This window comes from Pseudomonas allii, from assembly GCF_055380095.1.
Map to the genome: position 1 here is coordinate 3,370,488 of NZ_AP039450.1, position 21,491 is coordinate 3,391,978.

General features: G+C 59.9%; 18 protein-coding genes. 7 read left to right on the forward strand and 11 right to left on the reverse strand.

All coding sequences use genetic code 11. The features are described from left to right. Nucleotides 1-8 precede the first annotated feature (8 nt). From ACZ445_RS15030 to ACZ445_RS15050, 5 genes are all read right to left on the reverse strand, one after another. Complete coding sequence (locus ACZ445_RS15030; protein WP_058425864.1) at nt 9-386, reverse strand: response regulator; 378 nt, start codon at nt 384-386, stop codon at nt 9-11. Between the two features lie 78 nt (nt 387-464). Beyond that, nucleotides 465-1,658, reverse strand: coding sequence for a hybrid sensor histidine kinase/response regulator (locus tag ACZ445_RS15035; protein WP_248481497.1), 1,194 nt, complete (start codon nt 1,656-1,658; stop codon nt 465-467). Next, nucleotides 1,652-2,257: a chemotaxis protein CheB gene (locus tag ACZ445_RS15040; protein ID WP_058425862.1), complete on the reverse strand. Its 606-nt coding sequence runs from the start codon at nt 2,255-2,257 to the stop codon at nt 1,652-1,654. The genes ACZ445_RS15035 and ACZ445_RS15040 overlap by 7 nt, the downstream gene beginning before the upstream one ends. After that, nucleotides 2,254-3,084, reverse strand: coding sequence for a CheR family methyltransferase (locus tag ACZ445_RS15045; protein ID WP_012724198.1), 831 nt, complete (start codon nt 3,082-3,084; stop codon nt 2,254-2,256). The genes ACZ445_RS15040 and ACZ445_RS15045 overlap by 4 nt, the downstream gene beginning before the upstream one ends. Then, a complete protein-coding gene (locus tag ACZ445_RS15050; protein WP_464707189.1) occupies nt 3,085-6,582 on the reverse strand; it encodes a response regulator in 3,498 nt (1,165 codons plus the stop codon). 270 nt (nt 6,583-6,852) lie between these two features. Between ACZ445_RS15050 and ACZ445_RS15055 the strand changes: the two genes are divergently transcribed. The 3 genes from ACZ445_RS15055 (at nt 6,853) to ACZ445_RS15065 (ending at nt 12,797) form a co-directional block, all read left to right on the forward strand. Beyond that, nucleotides 6,853-10,665 carry a hypothetical protein gene (locus ACZ445_RS15055; RefSeq protein ID WP_464707190.1) on the forward strand — a complete coding sequence of 1,271 codons (3,813 nt, stop codon included), beginning with the start codon at nt 6,853-6,855 and terminating at the stop codon, nt 10,663-10,665. A gap of 218 nt (nt 10,666-10,883) precedes the next feature. Further along, complete coding sequence (locus tag ACZ445_RS15060) at nt 10,884-11,249, forward strand: response regulator (RefSeq protein ID WP_058425859.1); 366 nt, start codon at nt 10,884-10,886, stop codon at nt 11,247-11,249. A gap of 147 nt (nt 11,250-11,396) precedes the next feature. Next, on the forward strand, nt 11,397-12,797 hold the full coding sequence (locus ACZ445_RS15065; RefSeq protein ID WP_058425858.1) for a DUF1254 domain-containing protein: 1,401 nt from the start codon (nt 11,397-11,399) through the stop codon (nt 12,795-12,797). Between the two features lie 60 nt (nt 12,798-12,857). Here ACZ445_RS15065 and ACZ445_RS15070 read toward each other — a convergent pair whose 3' ends face one another. Together ACZ445_RS15070 and ACZ445_RS15075 are read right to left on the reverse strand one after the other, a co-directional pair. Next, nucleotides 12,858-13,526, reverse strand: a complete 669-nt coding sequence (locus ACZ445_RS15070) for a DUF3313 domain-containing protein (protein ID WP_464707192.1) — start codon at nt 13,524-13,526, stop codon at nt 12,858-12,860. Between the two features lie 90 nt (nt 13,527-13,616). Further along, nucleotides 13,617-14,111, reverse strand: a complete 495-nt coding sequence (locus ACZ445_RS15075) for a hypothetical protein (RefSeq protein WP_464703627.1) — start codon at nt 14,109-14,111, stop codon at nt 13,617-13,619. A gap of 166 nt (nt 14,112-14,277) precedes the next feature. Between ACZ445_RS15075 and ccoN the strand changes: the two genes are divergently transcribed. From ccoN to ACZ445_RS15095, 4 genes are all read left to right on the forward strand, one after another. Further along, complete coding sequence (gene ccoN / locus ACZ445_RS15080) at nt 14,278-15,705, forward strand: cytochrome-c oxidase, cbb3-type subunit I (RefSeq protein WP_464703629.1); 1,428 nt, start codon at nt 14,278-14,280, stop codon at nt 15,703-15,705. Between the two features lies 1 nt (nt 15,706). Beyond that, entirely contained in the window at nt 15,707-15,916 is a 210-nt protein-coding gene (locus tag ACZ445_RS15085; protein WP_058425854.1) for a cbb3-type cytochrome c oxidase subunit 3, read from the forward strand. A 90-nt stretch (nt 15,917-16,006) separates the two neighbouring features. Further along, a complete protein-coding gene (locus tag ACZ445_RS15090; RefSeq protein WP_058425853.1) occupies nt 16,007-16,696 on the forward strand; it encodes an aspartate/glutamate racemase family protein in 690 nt (229 codons plus the stop codon). Nucleotides 16,697-16,828: 132 nt separating this feature from the next. Beyond that, nucleotides 16,829-17,272 (forward strand): hypothetical protein, encoded by a 444-nt coding sequence (locus ACZ445_RS15095; RefSeq protein WP_058425852.1) that lies wholly within the window; start codon nt 16,829-16,831, stop codon nt 17,270-17,272. An 88-nt stretch (nt 17,273-17,360) separates the two neighbouring features. Here the strand turns inward: ACZ445_RS15095 and ACZ445_RS15100 are convergent, their stop codons facing one another. The 4 genes from ACZ445_RS15100 to ACZ445_RS15115 all read right to left on the reverse strand — a co-directional run bounded on the left by ACZ445_RS15100 (nt 17,361) and on the right by ACZ445_RS15115 (nt 21,390). Continuing rightward, a complete protein-coding gene (locus ACZ445_RS15100; RefSeq protein WP_058425851.1) occupies nt 17,361-17,873 on the reverse strand; it encodes a GNAT family N-acetyltransferase in 513 nt (170 codons plus the stop codon). A gap of 61 nt (nt 17,874-17,934) precedes the next feature. Next, on the reverse strand, nt 17,935-18,999 hold the full coding sequence (locus ACZ445_RS15105; RefSeq protein WP_464707193.1) for a DUF1176 domain-containing protein: 1,065 nt from the start codon (nt 18,997-18,999) through the stop codon (nt 17,935-17,937). 53 nt (nt 19,000-19,052) lie between these two features. Beyond that, nucleotides 19,053-20,192 (reverse strand): glycerate kinase, encoded by a 1,140-nt coding sequence (locus ACZ445_RS15110; RefSeq protein WP_179029535.1) that lies wholly within the window; start codon nt 20,190-20,192, stop codon nt 19,053-19,055. A gap of 91 nt (nt 20,193-20,283) precedes the next feature. Beyond that, nucleotides 20,284-21,390, reverse strand: coding sequence for a sugar diacid recognition domain-containing protein (locus tag ACZ445_RS15115; protein WP_179029534.1), 1,107 nt, complete (start codon nt 21,388-21,390; stop codon nt 20,284-20,286). Between the last annotated feature and the right edge of the window lie 101 nt (nt 21,391-21,491).

Consider the following 21,491-nt stretch of genomic DNA (forward strand, 5'->3'; position numbering starts at 1 on the left):
TCAGGGTTTCACGCCAGCAACCGCTGGATATGCTCTTGCAGCGTATCCAGATCAAACGGCTTGGCCAGGATCGGCGCGTTGCGCGTGATCGGGCTGTTGCACTCGAGGATTTCCTGCGGGTATCCGCTGATAAAGATCACCTTCAGCTCCGGCCGCAACAGCAGCGCGGGCTCGGCGATCTGCACACCAGAGATCCCTCCCGGCAAGCGGTAATCAGTGACCATCAGGTCCAGGTGCGGCTTGGTGGCGAGGATTTCGAAGGCCTGCTCCCCGTCGATCGCCTTCAACACCCGATAGCCCAGGCCGGCCAGGTATTCACCCAGCACAAACATAATGGATTCGTCGTCCTCGACGATCAGAACGACATCTTGTGCATCTTCACTCATGGGAAGCCTTTGTCTGGTCAATAGCTGCAATTACGACCATGGGGTCACGCAGAGGTTGCGTCGAGGTGACGATTGAATTCATGCCGTCGCCTGCAGGGGCAGGCACACCCTGAACAAGGCGCCCTCGCCTATCCGGCTCTCGACTTCTATGGTGCCACCATGGGCTGCAACGATCTGCTCGGAAATGAACAGCCCCAGGCCCAAGCCGGCCGCAACCTGGCTGGCCGATACCCGTTCGAACTGCTGGAAGATACGCTTCTGGTTGTCTTCGCTGATACCAATGCCGTGATCGCGCACCTCTACGCGGGCTTCGTCATGCTCGCTGTACACGCGCACTTCCACCGGGCTCTTGGCCCCGTAGCGCAGGGCATTGGTCAATAGGTTAGTGACCACTTGCTCGATACGGAACTCATCCCAGTGCCCCTCTACCGGGCCGTCGGCAACCAGCGTCATGGATGAATCCGCCGCCGCTACCTGGGGCGCGAAGTTCTGCACCAGGCTGCTGACAAGCTGTGTCAGGTCAAAACGTGCCGGACGGATCGACAGTTTGCCGGTACGAATGCGTGACACGTCGAGCATGTCTTCAATCAGGCGGATCAGGCTCTGGATCTGTCGCTCGTCCCGGTCGACCATGGCGTGCATCTTCTCCAGGGTGAACGCGGCGGCGTTGTCCCGGGCCAGGTGCATCTTGCGCAACTGGGTTTCGAGGATCAGCCCATTGAGCGGCGTACGCACTTCGTGGGCGACGATCGACATGAAGTCGTCACGCATGCGCACCGCCTGCTCCAGTTCGGCCTGGGTGGCCTGCAGACGCGTCAGCAGCAGTTCCTGCTCGCGACGGCTGCGCTCCAGGGCTTCGACCTGTAGCTTCATGGCCTTGCTCTGACGGTACAGGTCGACGAACACGTTGACCTTGCTCTTCACCGCATGGATATCCAGCGGCTTGTGCAGGAAGTCCACGGCGCCGCTTTCGTAGCCCTTGAAGGCGTAATTGAGTTCGCGGCCGGCGGCGCTGACGAACACAATCGGGATGTTCTTGGTTTTCTCGGTACCGCGCATCAGTTCGGCCAGTTCAAACCCGTTCATGCCGGGCATCTGCACGTCGAGGATCGCCATGGCGAACTCGTGCTCCAGCAACAGGGACAAGGCCTCGTCGGCGCTCAATGCCTTGAATACCTGGCGGTCCTCGCGCTTGATCAGCGCTTCAAGGGCGAGCAGGTTTTCCGGCAGATCGTCGACGATCAGCAGTTTGGCCTGGACAGTACTTAACATGGGGAATATTCCAGCGAAGCCAGCAATGAGCCGATTCGGCTCAACGTCAGAATGTAATCGGGTGTGTGCAGTGCCAGGGCCGCACGGGGCATGACGGCGACACGTGCTTCAGTGGGCTCTTGCACCACGGTGGTTCCGCCCTGCTGCTTGACATGGGCCAGGCCATGGGCGCCGTCCTGGTTGGCACCGGTCAAGAGGATGGCGAGCAAGCCCGTGCCGTAGGCATCGGCGGCGGATTGAAACAGGAAGTCGATTGCCGGGCGCGAATGATGCACGCGGTCCTCCTGACTCAGGGACAGGCTGCGATCATGCTCCACCGACAGGTGATAACCAGGCCCGGCGAAGTACAGCGTGCCTGGCTTGAGCACTTCCTTGTCGCGCGCTTCCACCACCGGCATGGCAACGCGGCGATCAAACACCTCGGCCAACTGGCTGCGGCGCTCGTCGGGCAGGTGCAGCACGGTGATGATCGGCAGGCCGAAGTCAGCAGGCAATTGGGCAAATACCGTCAGCAATGCCTCTACGCCACCGGCGGAGGCGCCGATGACAATAGCCTCTATGCCCCGGACCTGTGCCGGGCTGGCAGCCTCTTGATTCATAGCTTTCGGTAGATCCGTTCCTGTTTGACCAACGGTTCGAATTGCTTGCCATACGCGGAGAAATCCAGGGTCTCCTTGCTGCCCAGCACCAGGAAGCCGCGATGACACAGCGACTCATGGAACAATCCAAACGCTCGATCCTGCAACTTTTTATTGAAATAAATCAATACGTTACGACATGAAATTAATTGAGTTTCTGAGAATACACTATCGGTCGCCAGGCTGTGGTCGGCAAACGTGACATTCTCACGCAGCGTTTTATCGAAGATCGCGTAATCGTAAGCCGCAGTGTAGTAGTCGGCAAATGAACGTTGCCCACCGGCCTGCTGATAGTTGGCGGTATAGGCGCGTACGTTCTCCAGCGAAAAGATCCCCTGCTTGGCCTTGTCCAGCGACGCCGGGTTGATGTCGGTGGCGTAGATGATCGTACGCTCCAGCAACCCCTCTTCGCGCAGCAGGATGGCCATGGAGTACACCTCCTCGCCGGTGCTGCAGCCGGCGATCCAGATCTTGATCGACGGGTAGGTCTTGAGCAGCGGCACCACTTCCTGGCGGATCGCCAGAAAGTGCGACGGGTCGCGAAACATCTCGCTGACCGGGATCGTCAGGAACTGCAGCAACTGCATGAACGCCGCCGGGTCGTGCAGCACCCGCTCCTGCAAGGCGGAAATGGTCGCGCAATCAAACTGGCGCAAGGCATGCGCCACACGGCGCTTGACCGACGCCCCGGAGTAGTCCCGGAAGTCATAGCTGTACTTGAGGTAAATCGCCTCGATCAACAGGCGCAGCTCAATATCGCTGCTTTTTTCCAAGAAACTTCGCTCCACTTAAATGCGTTCCATCTTCGGTAGCCACACGCGAATCAGTGAGAACAGGCGATCCAGGTCGATCGGCTTGGCCAGGTAATCGTTGGAACCGGCCGCGAGGCAGCGCTCCTGATCGTCTTTCATGGCCTTGGCCGTCACCGCGATGATCGGCAGCTTTTTCCAGCGCGGGTCCTGGCGGATCAAGGCAGTGGCCTCGTAACCGTCCATTTCCGGCATCATCACGTCCATCAGCACCAGGTCGATATCCTCGACTTCATTGAGTTTGTCGATGGCCTCACGGCCGTTACGCCCGATGACTACCACCGCGCCTTTGTGCTCCAGGGCGCTGGTCAGGGCGAAGATATTGCGCACATCGTCGTCCACCAGCAGGATCTTGCGCCCCTCGAAGACCTTGTCGCGGCTGCGAGCGGTCTTGAGCATCTTCTGGCGATCATGGGACAGCTGGGATTCGACTTTGTGCAGAAAGAGTGTGACCTCATCCAGCAGGCGCTCCGGCGAGCGGGCACCCTTGATGATGATCGAGCGCGAATACTTGCGCAGTTCGGCTTCTTCATCGCGGGTCAGGTTGCGTCCGGTGTAGACGATCACCGGTGGGAACGAGCAGATGTCCTCGGTGGCCATGCGCTTGAGCAACTCGTTGCCGAGCATGTCCGGCAGCTTGAGGTCGATGATCATGCAGTCATAGACATTGGTGCGCAGCAGGTCCAGGGCGGCCTGGGCATAGCCAACGTCGGTGATCTCGATGTCATCGTCGCCGATCAGGCGGGCAATGCTGTCGCGTTGCAGGTCATCGTCCTCCACCAGCAGCACGCGCTTGACCTTCTGGGTCAGCTTGGCTTCCAGGCGCGCGAACACGTCCTTGAGCTCTTCGCGGGTGGTGGGTTTGACCGCATAGCCGATGGCGCCCATATGCATGGCGGCTTCGACGCGGTCTTCCACGGAAATCACATGCACCGGGATGTGCCGGGTATTGGCGTGTTCCTTGAGGCGTTGCAGTACGGTCAGCCCGGAATGGTCCGGCAGGCGCATGTCCAGCAGGATGGCGTCAGGTACATATTCCTCGGCCAGGCTGTAGCCCTCGTCCGCCCCGTGGGCCACCAGGCAGTGGTAGCCCAGCTCATGGGCCAGGTCGAACAGGATGCGGGCGAAGTTCGGTTCGTCTTCCACCACCAGGATGCAGCGCGTGGTGAACGGGGCCTTGTCGCGGTCATCGGCGAAGCGCGGGATCAGGCTGGCATCGGCCACCGGCAGCGGCGACACCTTGGCCGGAGCCGGTGCGGGCGCCACCACCACTTGGCGCGGCGGCTCGATCGGCGCTGCGTCTTCCCCCGGCTCTGCATAATGTTCCGGCAGTACCAGCGTAAAGGTGCTGCCTTTGCCAGGGGCACTGGTCACGCTGATATAGCCACCCAACAGGGCCGCCAGGTCGCGGGAAATCGACAGGCCCAGGCCGGTGCCGCCGTAACGGCGATTGGTGGTGCCGTCGGCCTGGCGGAACGCTTCGAAGATGCTTTCCTGCTGGTCCGGCGCAATGCCGATGCCGGAGTCGCGCACGGTAAAGGCAATCCCCTCCTCCGATGCTCGCGACACCGACAGGCTGACCTCGCCCTGTTCGGTGAACTTGACCGCATTGGACAGCAGGTTCTTGAGGATCTGCTCCAGGCGCTGGCGGTCGGTAAACAGCATAGTCGGCGTGCCTTCCTGCACCTCTACCTGGAAGCCCAGCTTGCGATCGGCCGCCAGCGGCTCGAACATGCCGCGCAGGCCGTCGACAAGCCGTGCCACGCTGGAATTTTCCGGGCGCATTTCCAGCTTGCCGGCCTCTACCTTGGAAATATCCAGGATGTCGTTGATCAGGTTGAGCAGGTCATTGCCGGCGGAATAGATCGACTCGGCAAACTTGACCTGTTCGGCGCTGAGGTTTTCCTGGGGGTTCTCGGCCAGCAACTTGGCCAGGATCAACGAACTGTTCAGCGGCGTGCGCAGCTCGTGGGACATGTTGGCGAGGAATTCGGATTTGTATTTGCTGGAGCGCTGCAATTCTTCGGCGCGGTCCTCCAGTTCGAGCTGGGCCTGGTTGAGCTCGATGTTCTTGCGGTCCATGGCGTCGCGTTGTTCGGCCAGGGTCTCGGCCTGTTCGGCGAGTTGCTCGTTAGTCTGCTCCAGTTCGGCCTGCTGGGTTTCCAGGTGGGCCTGGGACTCCTTGAGGATGCGCGACTGTTCTTCCAGCTCTTCGTTGGCGGTCTTGAGTTCTTCCTGCTGCACTTGCAGCTCTTCGTTGAGCTGCTGGGTCTCGGCCAACACTTCCTGTAGGCGCTGGCGATAACGTGCGGCTTCGATGGAGGTGCCGATATTGCCGGCGATCAACTCCAGCAGTTCTTCGTCACGTTCTTCCAGAGGGCGCAGGAAGCCCAGTTCGACCACGCCATTGACGCGGTCATCATCACTGGTGGGCATGACCAGTACGCTGCGTGTCGGCCCTTCACCCAGGCCGGAGCTGACCTTGAAGTAATCCACGGGCACGTCATCCAGGCGAATCAGGCGATCAAGCTGGGCCGCCTGACCAACGATGCCTTCATCGCTGTAGATCGCTTGTTCCCGCTGTTCCTGTTCGCGGGAGAAACCATAGGTGGCCACGCGCTTGAGGCCGCCGTGTTCTTCACGCACATAGAGCGCGGCAACGGCCGAGCCCATGTACTGGGCAAAAAATTGAAGGATGTTGCGCCCGAGCATATTCAGGGTCAGTTGGCCGAGCACCTGTTCAGCCAGTTCGGTCTGGCCGTTTCGCAACCAGGCTTGTTGCTCCAGGCGTCGCGCAATCTTCTGTTGGGACGCGAGGTTTGCGCTGTAACTCTCTGAAAGTGCTATTAAGTTTTTCCGACCGATATACGCCAGAAAGCCACTCAAGCCCAGTACAAAGGCCAAGTACAGGGTGACACTGATCACCGTGGTGCGAGTGACTTGTTCATTGCGGGTGATGCGAAACTGCTGCTCCATCGCCACCGCGTCTTCGTATTCCTTGCGGATTTCATCGGTCAGGCGCTTGCCACGGCCGGCCTTGACCGCGCTGCGGTAGTCACCGCTGGTGCGCTGCATATCTATCATCGACTGGGCGTAGTTGTTCCACTCAGCCTGCAGGGCTTCCAGGCGCTTGAGGCGATCCACCTGCTGCGGGTTGTCCGCCACCAGTTCCTGCAGGTTACGCAGGTCGGCGATGATGCGCGGCTTGGCCACTTCGTACGGGTCGAGGAAATGCTCGTCGCCGGTGATCAGGAAGCCACGCATACCGGTTTCCAGGTCCACGGTCAGTTTGGACGATTCATTGAGGTTATTGATAACCCGGTCGGTGTGTTCAACCCATTGGATCACCGACAACAGGTAAGTGATCAGGCACACGAAAAACACCGCGCTGAGCACGCCCACACCCAAGGGCAATGCAACGTTTCGGCTCAGCAGATTACGAAAGCTCTTTTCGTCGACGGAGGAAGCGGGAGTCATGGGCATGCCTTGGCCAAGTGCAGAAAACCCAGGAGTTTGCCCCAAAGTTGGGGTCGAACGCTATTTTTATGCCAAATACTGTCAGGTGAATCACCGCCGATTGTGAGACCGCACGTCAAATCAAGACACTGATTTGGCTTCTTACATTAGCGAACGCCCAGGCACAGGAACGCAGGTCGCAGGGCATGGCACTCAATGATGCGCCTTGAAAAAGGGAGCCGTGCGCAAGCAAATGCGCGGATAACGTCCAACTTCAAAGGGTATCCAGCCATGACCAGTCTCTCCTCGGTGTCCACATCAGCTCTCAACCTACCCACGCATGTGGTCAGTCAACCCCATCAACTGCCCCAATCCACCTCGTCCAAAAGCGTCGCAGAACAACAGCCCAACGCCGCGTCACAACCAACTTCTCTCACAACCGCCACCCCCTCCGGCAAAACCTTGATTGGCAATGCGCGCAACCTGCATAGCCTGTCGCACGCGCTGCACAAAATTGCCAGGACACTGGGACACAATGCATCTCCCCCGGCGGTGCTGAACGCACTCAAGACCACAGCAATGGACATCCACCCGCATTCATCCTTTCCAGCACAGCCTGACACCCCTGTCACACTGGAGCGTTTCATCCGCGGCATCGGCCTGGGCCTACCCACCAACCATTTTTCCTTGACCGCTTTAGCAGATGCCGTCGACGAGAGAGGGTTGGCGAACCCGTTTGGGAATTTCGGGGGAGCGCTGTCCTGGCCTGTACCCTTGAGTACTGACGATCAGCGAATGCTGCAGGCAGCGGCTCTCCACTACATCAAGGATCACACGGACTTACCCGAGACGGGCCACAGCCTGGGAATCCTTGAGTTCCTCAATGACAACAAACCCTTGGCTGGTGAGGCCAAGGCAGACCCCATCAAAGCGTTGGAGTCAATCCTGAACAGCCCCCGAGGGCAGGCGTTTGGTCGGGCAATGCAAGCGCATATGAAGGGTATCGACACAGACACCAGCACCCATGACTACGCCCTGGCGGCGATCAACCTGGTCCTGAACCCCGAAGCTATTACAAACCCGCAGCGAAAAAGGGTTGAACCGCACCTTTGGGGAGCACGCCCGTCAAGCGTGGTCAATGCGACAGTCAAATCCCTGATAGACGATGGCCGGGCCAGCCCGGAGATGGCCGACGCTGCCGCAACGATAATTTTCGGGCAGACAGCGCCTGCGTTTAAGGTAAAAGGCCTTCCCGACAACATCACGTATGGCAGCCCGGCCTGGGCCCGTCTGCAGATCGCAGTGGATATCCAGGAAGCGCTGTCCCCCGGGTCGGCGATGACCATGGGCTTTGACGAAATCATGATCAAGGCCGAAAAGGCCGCCCAGGTTGATCCAGCGGTAACCGAGGTTGCCCAGAAAACCGCACTGGTCGATTGGGGGATTGTCAACGGCCTGATCGAGAGAAAAGATGACAAACAGTACACAGACGTAGAACTGGATGGGCTGAGGACCCAATACAACCGCGAGTTTGCAGAGCAGATCAACGCACAAACATTAGCCAATGCTGAGATACCCAGCCGTAAGGACATCGCCATCGCCAAACTGAAAGAACGCTTTGGTGAAGGCATTCCGTTTGAGCAACCCCTGTTGAAACTCCAGACATCCGGCCATCAATCCGCGGCGATGCCGCTCTATGACCCGAACTTGCGGCCAGAAGGGTATTTCTCGATGCTGGACATCGCGATGATGGAAAACCCTCATTACACCTGGACGACCAGTGACTCCCGTATCCCCCTCTCCGAGATCAATAAAGATCCTGTTCTCGGCGTGAATGCAGCATTCAAACAACAATTCGACGAAGCCATTGTTTCGCGAAAGAAAGGCTTGAGTGCAACCGTCAGGCACCTCATATCCAAACTCCCCCTGGATCAACGCAAAGACCTGGAATATGGAAAGCTGCGCTTCTTTCATGAGTCCGTGTACAGAATCAATCTCACGGATAAAACACTTCTCCACAAATACGCCACCTTTTCGATAAAAACCGAGCGCGACGGCGTGGCGTCTGTTTATGAAGTTGACATCAAGGAAGGCACGATCACCAAGCTGAGCAGCGGTAATAGTTACGACGAAACCAGCTATGGTCCAGGCTCACGGCAAACTCAACGAACCGAGTTCCGGCCGCCCCGCTATAGCCAGGAAAGCCAAAAGGAAAGCAAGGGCGACAGCGCAGTCACGCCAAAAAGCTTCAGCAGCGACCGCAGCCAATACATTGCCGATGCGTTCGTTGAGCATCTGGATATCGACAACGCCGATGTTGTGAAAGAGGCCAAAGGCACTACGCAGTTGGACAAACAGTTTGAAGCACAGGATCGCGCGGCCAACTTTTTCCTGGACCTGGTCCCGCTTAGATCGGCCATTGCCAATTTCATAAGCGGCAACTATGTTGCGGGCGCTCTCGATCTGACGATGGATGTCCTGGGGTTCCTGACCGCTGGCGCAGCGACTGCCGCCAAGCTGGTCAAGGTGGGTGCAATCGCCGGCTCTTCGGCCATAAAGCTGGCCAAGGGCGCGCGCGTGATTGGAGCGGCGACCCTCAGTGCATTCAACCCGTTGGGCGGCGCAGACGACCTCGTATTTGGCGGCGCAAGGCTACTGGGCAAAAGCCCTCGGGCACTGGAGAAAGGCATACAAATGCTGCGGGGCACATCAGACAGTCATGGGCTGCTGAAAAACCTCAGCCATCAGTACGACATAGCCGCAATAGGCAGCTATAAGGTCGGCGAAACAAAGGTCCAGACGGCTGCCGTGTTCAACGATGGACAATGGTACCGCTACGACCCGATCAAGGCTCAACCCTACGGAGCCCCGCTGGAGAACTTCACGCCCTCTGTCGCGGCCTCCGGGGGGGAAATCAAAGGGTTGACGGAGTCGGGAAGCATCGAGTGGTTCACCGGTTGGTGGAGTTCCCCCCGTCCCGGCACCCAACCCAACCCCAATTTCGCAAAGGCATTCGAAGACTTGCGGTTAAGCGCATTGAAAACGGATGCCGAAGGATTCAACCGTGGTTATAACAGCCAGACACCGCCGTCGATTACGGGGTACTCAACCTCCCTGAGCGTTGAACAGCTCAAGACACTTTCACTGCAAGCCGGTCCAAGTGCGCAACAGTTGGGAAGCCTGATTCGCCGCATCGAAGACTTGGAAGAACTGCCGAATACGTTCTACACCAAAATGGAAAACCTCAAGGCGCTGGATGCGGACAGTTTCAAACAGGGTTACAAGTACGGAACGCCCGACTCGATAAAGGGGTACGAGGAAGGGTTGAGAGTCCCTGAACTCCAGGAGCTGGCTTTGCAACGTGGGTTGACGACGCAACAAATGGGCTGTCTGTACCGACAGGTTGAAAAGCGCGCGATCACGCTCAACTTGTCCCTGGCCAAAAAATTCGGCGATAACATCAAGGCCGCGGGCGGAACGTTCGTCCCGATGCCACAAGGTTTGTACCTCAGCCAAGTCAGTCCTCTCTCGGGTGGGCAGTGTGCGGTGTTTGCTAACTCGATGGCCTACGCCATTCAGGAGGGCAAGCAAACCACGCTGTTGGAGAATCTTTTCACAGTAATGGCTCATCCCGAGCATCCCGCCACCCAGACATTTCAAAAGACTATGCAAAGTTTCCAGGCCAAGCTCAGGCATGACTTTCATGTAGGCCAATACAAACAGCAGCGGACGGCTGCGCAAATCATCGAGCAACTGGCGAATGCCAACACGTCGACCAGCCTGATGATAGGTAATACAACACACGGTATTACCGCAGGCGTTGTCGTCAAGGGCGGCGAAAAAGAATGGTTCTACTTCGACCCCAACTTCGGGTTGGCAACATTCAAGTCCGAGGCGTCTATGCGCGCCGGTGTGGAAAGTGCAATGAGCACCGGTTCAACGAGCGCATTATTCCGTCCGAATCCGGGGGCCTTGACCTATTCTGTCTCGGACTTCAGTGAGTTGAACCTGATGAACACCGTCGGCAGCATCAACGGCGTGCATGATCTGGTGGCCATCCCGCTATCAATCCCCGCCCCCCGATTGGCCTCAAGTGTCGCCTGACGTCTGACGGGTAGTACCGGCATCATCCGATTCCTGGAGATGCCGCAGTCCCTTGCGAGCCCGGTAGAAACCCGACCACAGACTCAGACGGGACATTCCTTCCCAACACCGGCACAATACCGACCTCGGCGAGGGAACTTGCCGAGATCGCCGCGACTCATTAGAGGATGGTCTTTCCACTGTTCACGGCCAATCCTTTCAACTCTCGGGAATTTTTTATGTCCACCACCGCCTCCACCATCCTTGTCGTCGAAGACGATGCCATCGTGCGCATGCTTATCGTCGATGTCCTGGAGGAGTTGGAATTCAACGTGCTGGAGGCCGGCGATGCTGAAGAGGCGCTCGCACTGGTGCAAGACACCGACCAGGTGATCGATCTGATGATGACCGACGTTGGCTTGCCGGACATGGACGGCAAGCAACTGGCTGCCAAGGTCCGCGAATTGCGTGCAGCCCTGCCGATTCTTTTCGCCAGCGGCTATGCGGAGAACATCGACGTGCCCGCCGGCATGCAGGTGATCGCCAAGCCGTTCTCGATCGATCAATTACGCGACAAAGTCAAATCGATGCTACCCGCACTTTAATTCAGACCTGTACACGGTGCCGCCTGCATGGGCGGCATTTTTGCGTCAAGTGTTCAGAGATTAACGTGACCTTCGGTCAATAACATCGGAAACTCAGCGCTATTCAGACGCTTCCCTACAAAACGCACTCAGGAAGGACGCAACAACATGATTGGAAAACCGACGCGCCTGCTGTTGGCGAGCCTCTCGATACTCATGAGTACCGGCGCCTGGGCCGACTTCACGGCAACCCCGGCCGAAGCCCGGGCCATTGCCAAGGAAGCCTACCTGTATGGGTTTCCGGTGGTGGACATGTACAAGACGCTCTATACCCAGGCCGTTGACAAGGGCGGTGCCAACTTCAAGGCGCCGTTCAACCAGATCGGCAATACCGCACAGGTGTTCACGCCCAAGGACACGGCATTCGTCACGCCCAACTCTGACACGCCCTACTCGTTCGTCTGGATGGACCTGCGCCGCGAACCGCTGGTGCTGACCCTGCCCAGGATCGAAGACGACCGCTACTACTCGGTGCAGTTGATCGACCTTTATACGCAGAACTTCGCTTACCTGGGCACCCGCAGCACCGGTAACAACGGCGGCCACTACATGATCGCCGGCCCGGACTGGAAGGGTCAGCAGCCGGTGAATGTCGACCGCGTGATCTACAGCGAAAGCAATATCGCCTACGCCCTGTACCGCACGCAGTTGTTTGATGAAAAAGACCTGGGCAAGGTCAAGCAGATCCAGGCCGGCTACAAAGTGCAGCCACTGAGCAGCTACGTGAAACAACCCGCGCCAGCCAAGGCCCCCAAGGTCGAATGGCCAAAGCCCACGGCGACCATGACCGAAGGCCCTCAACTGTTTCGCTACCTGAACTTCATGCTGGCCTTCGCCGCGCCGCAGGACAGCGAAAAAGACCTGCTGGCCCGGTTTGCCAAGATCGGTATCGCCCCGGGCGCGCCGTTCAAGGTCAAGGAGCTGACCGCCGAACAGCGCAAGGCCCTGGATGAAGGCATTGCCGACGCCCATGCCGAATTTGCCGCGTTCAAGAAAGACAAAGTCGACACTCACCAGATCACCAGCGGTGATCTGTTCGGCAGCCGCGACCACCTGAACAACAACTACCTGTACCGCTATGCCGGCGCCAACATCGGCATTTTCGGTAACTCCTCCGACGAAGCCGCCTACATGAGCTACTTCGTCGACAGCGAAGGCAAACCCGCCAACGGCGCACGCCACAGCTACACCGTGCACTTTGCCAAGGACCAACTGCCGCCGGCCGATGCGTTCTGGTCGCTGACCATGTACGACGCCAAGACCAAGCTGTTGGTGCCCAACCACAAGAAACGCTACCTGATCAATTCGCGGATGCTGCCCAACCTCAAGCGTGACGCCGATGGCGGCCTGACATTGGCCCTGCAGCACCACGAGCCACCGAAGGCTGAGCAAAGCAACTGGTTGCCGGCGCCACCCGGTCCGTTCTACGCGGTATTGCGCATTTACCTGCCCAAGCCTGAGGTGGGTAACGGTCAATGGAAGCTGCCGCCGTTGACGCCGCTCAAGTAACGCCACGTACCCGGTCGCAACAATGGTGAGGGCACCGCAGCCCTCACCTTCTCGCACGTTCTAGCGGGTAAGTTTCACGTACGACTGATGCAGGTCCGACGCCCAGCCATCAATCACGCTTTTCACGTCATCGGCCTTCATCACCTGCGAATCGTTGGACAGCGGGTTGCCAGTGCCTTTGCGCACCACCTGGGCGAGCACCTTGCCATTGGCGCCATCGAGGAACTGCGCCTCGGTGCCCAGGGTGGTTTCCTGATCACGGATGCCGGTGCCGGTGCTTACCGCCGCCACGACCAAGGCCACCGGAATATACTCATAGGGTTTGAGGCCTTCGGTCTTGCTGCTCACGGCGGTGATTGCCGCACGCACCACGATCACGCCAGGGCCTGGCGCATGGGCCAAGGGCAGGGATTTTTCCAGCTCACGCTTGAGTGCCTGGTTGTAGTAGGTGTTGATGTCGTTGAGGGTGGCCTGCGGAATTTTCGCTGTGGCCTGGGGCTTAGGGTAAAACTGGGTCGGTTCGACGTACACCGCGTGATAGCGGCTCAGGTCCAGCTCGGGATCGACCCAGCGCATCACCTCGGCTCCCGATGGAGACTGGGCTTCCTTGAGCCGGCTGTAGTCCGAGAGAAAGCCGGAATACTCATCCGGCGGGGTAATCTTGCTGGCACACCCCGCCAGCCCGAGCGAAGCGATGCACAACGTGCTGAGCAAATGCCTAAGTTTCATCTTTGAACTCCCTGGCGGTCGACGTTGGAACACTGAGCTGTAGGTATAGCCAATCCTGGCAAAATAACCCTGCGCCCATCATTCGACGGTTCAGCTGCGTTCGCGGGGGATCAGGCTTTGCAACTGCGAGGCCAACAAGTTGGCGTCGAAGCCAAACGTGTCCGGGTCTTTGAGGCCATTGGTCTTCTTCCACAGCCAGTCGTTCTTATCCGCGGGCAATACCAACGACACGCTGCCGTGACGTGCCGCGGTCAGGCCCATGACCGACACAGAGATCAAGCCCCCCACGCCCATCACCTCCGGCACGAACTCCACCGGTTTGCCAGTGATCTGTACAGTCAGTTTCTCGGTCTTGAACGTCGAGGTCTCCACCGGCACGCTCGGCCCGCTGGCGACGTACGCCTCACGATGCACCTCCAGCAACCCGACCGTTTTCACGGGCTCGAGCCACTGTTCGATCTGTCCGAACAGCTGATCGAGCTTCTGCGCCCAACGGGCCGACTGCACGTCGAACTGCTGCTTCTTGTGCGCTTCGCTGTCGGCGTAATGACGAAGCATCTCGCCCAGTTGCTGTACATCGTCCATTGCGGCGTTCCTTGGGTGAGCCTGGTTGCGAAGCCTGATCATGGCAGATGCAGCCATTCGACGTACGGCTTAAAACTGATCCGCAACAATGAGGTTTTTCTGAGCCTGTTTTGTTTTACCCATGCTTCCTACAGTGCCGCCACTTGGAACCGTGGGAGGACTGAGCATGAGCAGCACAACAATCGGACAGGCCTACAACTATAAAGTCGTCCGCCAATTCATCATTGCCACGATCGCCTGGGGCGTGGTGGGCATGGCCATGGGCGTGTGGATCGCCTCGCAACTGGTCTGGCCGCAGATGAACCTGGATTTGCCCTGGACCACCTTTGGCCGCTTACGCCCCCTGCACACCAGCCTGGTGATTTTCGGTTTTGCCGGCAGCGCGCAGTTTGCCGCCAGCTATTACGCGGTACAGCGTACCTGCCAGGTGCGGCTGTTTTCCGACCGTCTCGCGGCGTTTACCTTTTGGGGTTGGCAGTCGGTGATCGTGATCATGCTGGTCAGCCTGCCGCTGGGCTACACCACCACCAAGGAGTATGCCGAGATCGAATTCTCCGGCGCGGTGTGGATGGCGGTGGTCTGGGTGGCCTATGCCATTGTGTTTTTCACCACCGTGGTGCGGCGCAAGACACAGCACATCTACGTGGGCAACTGGTTCTTCGGCGCGTTCATTCTGGTGATCGCCATGCTGCATGTGGTCAACCACCTGGCGATTCCGGTGGATTGGTTCAAGTCCTATCCGGTGTATTCCGGGGCGACCGATGCCATGGTGCAATGGTGGTACGGGCATAACGCCGTGGGGTTTTTCCTGACCACCGGTTTCCTGGGGATGATGTATTACTTCGTACCGAAACAGGTAGGACGCCCGGTGTACTCCTATCGCTTGTCCATCGTGCATTTCTGGGCGCTGATTACGCTGTATATCTGGGCCGGCCCGCACCATTTGCACTACACCGCCCTGCCCGACTGGGCGCAATCGCTGGGCATGGCCATGTCGCTGATCCTGCTGGCGCCAAGCTGGGGCGGGATGATCAACGGCATGATGACCTTGTCCGGCGCCTGGCATCAGTTGCGCACCGACCCGATCCTGCGCTTTCTGGTGCTGTCCCTGGCGTTCTACGGCATGTCGACGTTCGAGGGGCCGATGATGGCGATCAAGACCGTCAACGCCCTCTCCCACTACACCGACTGGACCATCGGCCACGTACACGCCGGGGCCCTGGGTTGGGTGGCGATGATCACCTTCGGCTCGCTGTACCACATGATCCCAAAGGTGTTCGGCCGCGAACAGATGCACAGCGTGGGGCTGATCAACCTGCACTTCTGGCTGGCCACCATCGGCACCGTGCTCTACATCGCGTCGATGTGGGTCAACGGCATCACCCAGGGCTTGATGTGGCGCGCGGTCAACGATGACGGCACCCTTACCTATTCGTTTGTCGAGGCCTTGCAGGCCAGCCACCCGGGGTTTGTGGTGCGGTTTGCCGGTGGTGTGTTCTTTCTGACAGGTATGCTGTTGATGGCCTACAACACCTGGCGCACCGTGCGTGTCGCGAATCTGCAAATGGCGCAGCTTGATGCGCGGATCGCCTGACATGTGGGGCCTGCTGATGGTGGTGTGCCTGTATGGCGCGGTGGAGTATTGCTTGCGCGGTCAGTCCGAACAGAGCCTGGACGACGCCAGCCTGATGCCTTTCGCCGATGACCCGGAAGTGGCGCGGCGGGTGGAGTTGGCGACCGGCAAGCAGGTGAACGCAGTGGCACCGGAAGAGGCCAAACCCGGGTGGACCAACCTGGACATGTGAAACTGCACCGGTCATTTCGTGGGCAACTGCGTATGACTGATCAATGGTCGATGGGTAAGGTGAAGCGACTTTCCTTGTCAGGAGCATCGCATGCGTACCATCGGCCTTATCGGCGGCATGAGCTGGGAGTCCAGCGCCGAGTACTACCGCATCATCAACCAGCGCATACGCGACCAGCTCGGCCCGCTGCGCTCGGCGCAACTGTTGATGTACAGCGTGGACTTTGGCCCGGTGGAACAGGCGCAACACGCCGGACGCTGGGATGATGCCGCGTTGATCCTCGAAGACGCTGCGCGCCGTTTGCAAGCCGGTGGCGCCGACTGTGTGGTGCTGTGTACCAACACCATGCATTTGGTGGCTCCGCGTATCGAGGCGGCGGTGTCGATTCCCTTCCTGCATATCGCCGATGCGGCGGGTGCGGCTGCCGTGGAGGCCGGCACGCTGACGGTCGGCCTGCTCGGTACGGCGTTTACCATGGAGCAGGATTTCCTCAAGTCGCGCCTGGCCGCCCAAGGCCTGACCGTGCTGGTGCCGGAGGCCGAAGAGCGCCAGGCCGTGCACCGGATCATCTACGAGGAATTGTGCGTCGGCGTCATCAGCGATGCGTCACGCAAGGTCTACCAAGGCGTCATCAAGTCCCTGGCCGCACGTGGTGCCCAGGCGATCATCCTCGGTTGCACGGAAATCGGCTTGCTGATCAAGCCCGAACACAGCCACCTGCCGCTGCTGGACACCACCGAGCTGCATGCGCAGGCTGCGGTGGCGTTTGCCCTGGACTAAGCCAACTTGCGCAGGCGCGTCGGCTCACGGTGTCGACTGCAAACACCCTGTTAGAAATGACAGTTTACGGTTAGGCAGAATGAACCAACACTAGCGACGCACCACCTTCATATTAACTAGGGAGAACTCGCTATGATTATTTTGCCAACTACCCTCGCAAAGAATGCGACGGGTGAGTTCAACGCGATTATCACGGATGTCGTCCCGCCGCCCCCACACGATCCCTTCCGTAGTACGCAGGTTTTTCACTCTGACCATCTCTATTTCAAACATATCCTCAGGGCGGATATGCTGGATAACGGTGCGTTGGCGCGAAGGATGATACTTATTTTTAGAGACGACCAGGTTGACGGCACCCACACCGTATGGACTGGCGCTGCGTACTCAATTACATACTGGGGAGCGCCTAATATCGACCAGATTTACGGTGCTGATGAATCTCAATTTTTCACCCTGACAGTCAGTAACAACAGAACACAGTTCAGGGTTGAGTTTAAAGATTTCACATTCCGTACATCCGAACCCGATATCAAAAGCACGTGCAAGATTTCGGGAACGTGCAATGTAGCTTTGTGATTTTTTGTGTGAACACTAACAAGGTAAACGCCACCGCTGTCGGGCAGGCCTGCCTCACTCCGACGACGGTGGCGTTCGGTTTGCAGGGCTAAGCCGACTGGCGCAGGCGAGCCATGCTCACGGTGTCGACAAACCGGCCGTCACGCAAGGCGTAATCACGCAATACCCCTTCAACCTCAAAGCCGAACTTGCGATACAGCCGCTGTGCCGACTCATTGTCGGCGTACACCGTGAGTTCAACGCGGTGCAGGTTCATCCAGTTGTCGGCCACGTCCAGCGCGGCCGTCAACAGCCGTGAGCCAACACCTTTGCCTTGCCACGCCGTTGCCACGCCCATGCCGAACGAACCGACATGGGCCTGGCGCACGCGCAGGTACTGTTCCAGGCCCAACTGGCCGATCACCTCACCGCCATGCACCGCCACCAGTTGCAGGCGCCGCTCGTTGTCCATCACCAGGCGTTTGCGCCACATTTCGACCGACTGGAAAGGCATTTGCAGCACCTGACGGCACACGGCCGGTTCGTTGTAGAGCGCGGCGACGCCGTCAAGGTGGGCCTCGGTGAAGCGCTGGATCACGACATGGGGTTCAGGCGTGTGCATGGTGTTTCATCCTTTGAAAGACACGTGGCCGACCAGTGTAGGGGCGACATTGAGCCGATGGCTAGGGGGCTGGCACGGTTGACCATAGCGATGGCCAGTCACCGTAGCCGACTCCGGTGCAACGCGGCATCCGGTGGAACTCGCTGAGCTGGAAACGCTTGCCGTCGAACACCCAGGCGGCCCCGCCGCCACAGTCACCGACGCCACGCTGCTTATAGAAGTAACTCAGGGTGCCAGACGTCTCGTCATACCCGACCGAGCCCTGCAGCGCGGCGTCTTCCAAGGGCAGCGGCTGCAGGTCCATCAAGGTTTCCGTATAGGGCGCCTGTCGCTCACGGCTGCTGACATTGAACTCGCAGTTGTAGGCCGCACAGTCATAACGTGTCACGGTCATGGCCTGGCGCGCCGTCAGGGCACCCGCTTTTGCCTCGGGATCCCCCTCTTCCGGCGTAACGGCCTGCAAGGCGGCAGCCACCAGCCCGGCCTGCTCCCGCGCGGTCAACGGCGGTGCAGCCGTAAACTTGCGCAGTACCGGCGCTGGTACCCGTGGCGGCACCTCGCTGGCCGCGCCCTTGCCGGGTCGGGCCAGGGCCGTCACGTTGTCCACGCGACCCTGCACTGCATCCATCAACAGCAGCGCAGCACTCAACCCGCTCAGCGATACATGCGCCTGCTCATCACCCGGCAACTGCAGGCGCTGGCCGTTGCGCAGCCGCTGCAACCAGCGCCGCGTCCCTGCGTCATCAATCACCCCATACGACTGCACCTCGGGATCACCGCCCTGGTCATCTCGCTCGACGTGCAATTCCCGCGTCAGCTCCAGGCCCAGGGGCTGGCCGTCCAGCGTCAAAGTTGAAAGGTCCACGTCCTGACCTCGATGATCGAAGCGCAAACGCGGATACCCTTGCGGGCCAGCCTGATGCCAGATGTGCAACGTCAACGAGCTGTAGTCCTCTTCATCCACGCCGCTGGGCGCGCTGAGGGCATGACAATTGCGCAGGTTGTCGCAACCGACCACCCACTGCTTGATCTCGCGCAGCAGCGGTACGGTTTCGGAGGATGGTTGGGCGAAGACCGGGGTGGTGGCGCCGGTGAGTAACAGGACCAGGAAGGCGGGGCGCAGCATGGGGACTCTCCGTGTCGAAAAGGCGCGGATTGTCCCATGTTCGGGGTTATACGTCAGTGCTTGCCTGCGGTGCGCCACAGTCGCGCAATATCGGCTGCCCGTTCGCTGAGCAGACGCGGCGCCTCAGCGCAGGCCTGCTCCAGACTCATCGGACCGCTAGGCAAGGCAAATGCCGCATCCACGCCATGGGCATACATCTGCTCGTAGCCATCGCCCAAAGTGCCGGCGATCACGATGACGGGTACGCTGTGCTGCCGGGCGATGCGCGCCACGCCGAACGGGGTTTTGCCGCGCAGGGTCTGGGCGTCGAAACGGCCTTCGCCGGTGATCACCAGGTCGGCGCCGCGTACGGCGGCGTCCAGGCCAACCAGTTCGGCCACTACCTCTACGCCAGCGCGGAACTGCGCGCCCAGGAAGGCCTTGGCCGCAAAGCCCAAGCCACCTGCGGCGCCGCTGCCGGGTTCGTCGCGTACATCTTTGGATAGCACGTTGGCGCAATGATCGGCGAAGTGGCCAAGGGCGGCGTCGAGTTGTTGGACTTGCTCGGGATTCGCGCCTTTTTGCGGGCCGAAAATCGCCGAGGCGCCGTGGGGGCCGCACAGCGGGTTGTTGACGTCTGCGGCGATTTCAAAGCGTACCTGCGAAAGGCGTGGGTCAAGCTGTTCCAGGCTGACCCGCGCCAGGCGGGCCAGGGCCAGGCCACCAGGTGCCAGCGGTTGGTCGTCGGCGTCGAACAGTTGCACACCGAGTGCCTGCATCGCGCCGGCGCCGCCATCGTTGGTGGCACTGCCGCCAATCGCCAGGATGATGCGTTCAGCGCCGGCATCCAGTGCCGCGCGGATCAGTTCGCCGGTGCCGTGGGTGGTGGTTGTGCATGCGTCGCGCAGGCTCGGCGGCACCAGTTGCAGGCCGCTGGCCTCGGCCATTTCGATGATCGCGGTGTGGCTGTCGGCCAACCAACCCCAGCGCGCTTCAACAGGGGCGCCGAGCGGCCCGCACACGCTGTGTCGGCGCAATTGGCCCTTGCACGCCGCCAGCACCGCATCCACTGTGCCTTCACCACCGTCCGCCATTGGGCATTGGACCAACTCGGCATCGGGCCACACCTGTACCAGCCCTTCGGCAATAGCCTGGGCGACGCCTTCGGCACTCAGGCTGTCCTTGAACGAGTCGGGGGCGATGATGATTTTCATGGGCTTTCTCCGGTTTTTATGACGCCCATGCTGCCAGTTGCCACCGCCGCTGACGCCGGTCCGATGCACAAGTGCGGCGGTGCTTTGTTGTTCATTCCGACAAAGGCTGGGGCAGCAGCTGTACACCCAGGTAAAGGGCGAGCATGCCATCCAGGGTCAGCGGGTCGACGCCACTGAGTTCAGCGATGCGCTCCATGCGGTAGCGCAGGCTGTTGCGGTGAATACCCAGGGCGTCGGCGCAGGCCTGGCTTTGCCCGTCGTGTTCGCACCAACTGCGCAGCGTGGCCAGTAGTTGACCATTGCCGTCCTTGGCCAACACTTTGCGCAGCGGGTTGAGCAGTTCATCGAGGGCGTCGTCGTTGCGATGGCGCCAGAGCATCACTGGCAGGCGATAGCGGTTGAGCGTGAGCAGGCGTGACTGCGGTAGCACATCGCGACCGTAAGCGAGCAAATCACCGACGCGCCGGTAGCAGCGGCGCAGCCCCGCCAGCCCATCCGCTTGCCCGCCCACGGCGACGCGCAGGATGCTCCAGCCAAGGCCTTCGAGTTTTTCCAGCAGGCGTGGGTTGTCGACCGGCACCGCGGCCGGACGGCACCACAACAACGAGTACTGCGCCGAGCTGACACACCAACTGTCCGGATAACGCGAAGTCAGCCAGCTACCCAACGCCTCTGCCGATTGCCCCGTACCGAGCTCGAACAGATACGGCGTGCGCGCCATCTGCGGCTTGAGCCCCAGTTGCTGGGCTTCGTCCACCAGCCGTGGCGAGTCGCCGCTTTCTGCCAGCAGCAGGGCCAGCAGGTCATCGCAACGCTGGCGCCGCCACTGTTGCTCGGCCTGCTGGTGGCGGTGGCTCACCAGCATCTCGGCGGTCATACGTACCAGCTCGGCGTAGGTGCGCAGGCCTTCCGGCTCGCCTGTGATGCCCAGCACGCCGATCAGGCGCCCGTCATGCAGCAGCGGCAGGTTGATGCCCGGTTGCACGCCCTTGAGGTGCTTGGCGGTCTGGCCATCGATTTCCACCACACGGCCATTGGCGAGCACCAGTTGCGCGCCTTCATGGCGGGTGTTGATACGTTCGGGTTCGCCGCTGCCGAGAATCAGGCCCTGGCTGTCCATGACGTTGACGTTGTGGGGCAGGATCGCCATGGTCCGATCGACGATATCCTGCGCCAGGTCATGATCCAGCTCGAACATGCGGCTAAATTCCTTGAATGGGTGGTTGTTCATCGGCACAGCGCAAAGCAGGGTTCGCTGTGCGCAAGCACAAAGACAGCGGCCCGCCGGAGGGCCGAGAC

What these genes read in the sequence shown, in the direction of transcription:
- ACZ445_RS15030 (WP_058425864.1), bottom strand. Translation starts at nt 386, where the DNA reads ATGAGTGAAGATGCACAAGATGTCGTTCTGATCGTCGAGGACGACGAA.
- ACZ445_RS15035 (WP_248481497.1), bottom strand. Translation starts at nt 1,658, where the DNA reads ATGTTAAGTACTGTCCAGGCCAAACTGCTGATCGTCGACGATCTGCCG.
- ACZ445_RS15040 (WP_058425862.1), bottom strand. Translation starts at nt 2,257, where the DNA reads ATGAATCAAGAGGCTGCCAGCCCGGCACAGGTCCGGGGCATAGAGGCT.
- ACZ445_RS15050 (WP_464707189.1), bottom strand. Translation starts at nt 6,582, where the DNA reads ATGACTCCCGCTTCCTCCGTCGACGAAAAGAGCTTTCGTAATCTGCTG.
- ACZ445_RS15055 (WP_464707190.1), top strand. Translation starts at nt 6,853, where the DNA reads ATGACCAGTCTCTCCTCGGTGTCCACATCAGCTCTCAACCTACCCACG.
- ACZ445_RS15060 (WP_058425859.1), top strand. Translation starts at nt 10,884, where the DNA reads ATGTCCACCACCGCCTCCACCATCCTTGTCGTCGAAGACGATGCCATC.
- ACZ445_RS15065 (WP_058425858.1), top strand. Translation starts at nt 11,397, where the DNA reads ATGATTGGAAAACCGACGCGCCTGCTGTTGGCGAGCCTCTCGATACTC.
- ACZ445_RS15070 (WP_464707192.1), bottom strand. Translation starts at nt 13,526, where the DNA reads ATGAAACTTAGGCATTTGCTCAGCACGTTGTGCATCGCTTCGCTCGGG.
- ACZ445_RS15075 (WP_464703627.1), bottom strand. Translation starts at nt 14,111, where the DNA reads ATGGACGATGTACAGCAACTGGGCGAGATGCTTCGTCATTACGCCGAC.
- ccoN (WP_464703629.1), top strand. Translation starts at nt 14,278, where the DNA reads ATGAGCAGCACAACAATCGGACAGGCCTACAACTATAAAGTCGTCCGC.
- ACZ445_RS15085 (WP_058425854.1), top strand. Translation starts at nt 15,707, where the DNA reads ATGTGGGGCCTGCTGATGGTGGTGTGCCTGTATGGCGCGGTGGAGTAT.
- ACZ445_RS15090 (WP_058425853.1), top strand. Translation starts at nt 16,007, where the DNA reads ATGCGTACCATCGGCCTTATCGGCGGCATGAGCTGGGAGTCCAGCGCC.
- ACZ445_RS15095 (WP_058425852.1), top strand. Translation starts at nt 16,829, where the DNA reads ATGATTATTTTGCCAACTACCCTCGCAAAGAATGCGACGGGTGAGTTC.
- ACZ445_RS15100 (WP_058425851.1), bottom strand. Translation starts at nt 17,873, where the DNA reads ATGCACACGCCTGAACCCCATGTCGTGATCCAGCGCTTCACCGAGGCC.
- ACZ445_RS15105 (WP_464707193.1), bottom strand. Translation starts at nt 18,999, where the DNA reads ATGCTGCGCCCCGCCTTCCTGGTCCTGTTACTCACCGGCGCCACCACC.
- ACZ445_RS15110 (WP_179029535.1), bottom strand. Translation starts at nt 20,192, where the DNA reads ATGAAAATCATCATCGCCCCCGACTCGTTCAAGGACAGCCTGAGTGCC.
- ACZ445_RS15115 (WP_179029534.1), bottom strand. Translation starts at nt 21,390, where the DNA reads ATGTTCGAGCTGGATCATGACCTGGCGCAGGATATCGTCGATCGGACC.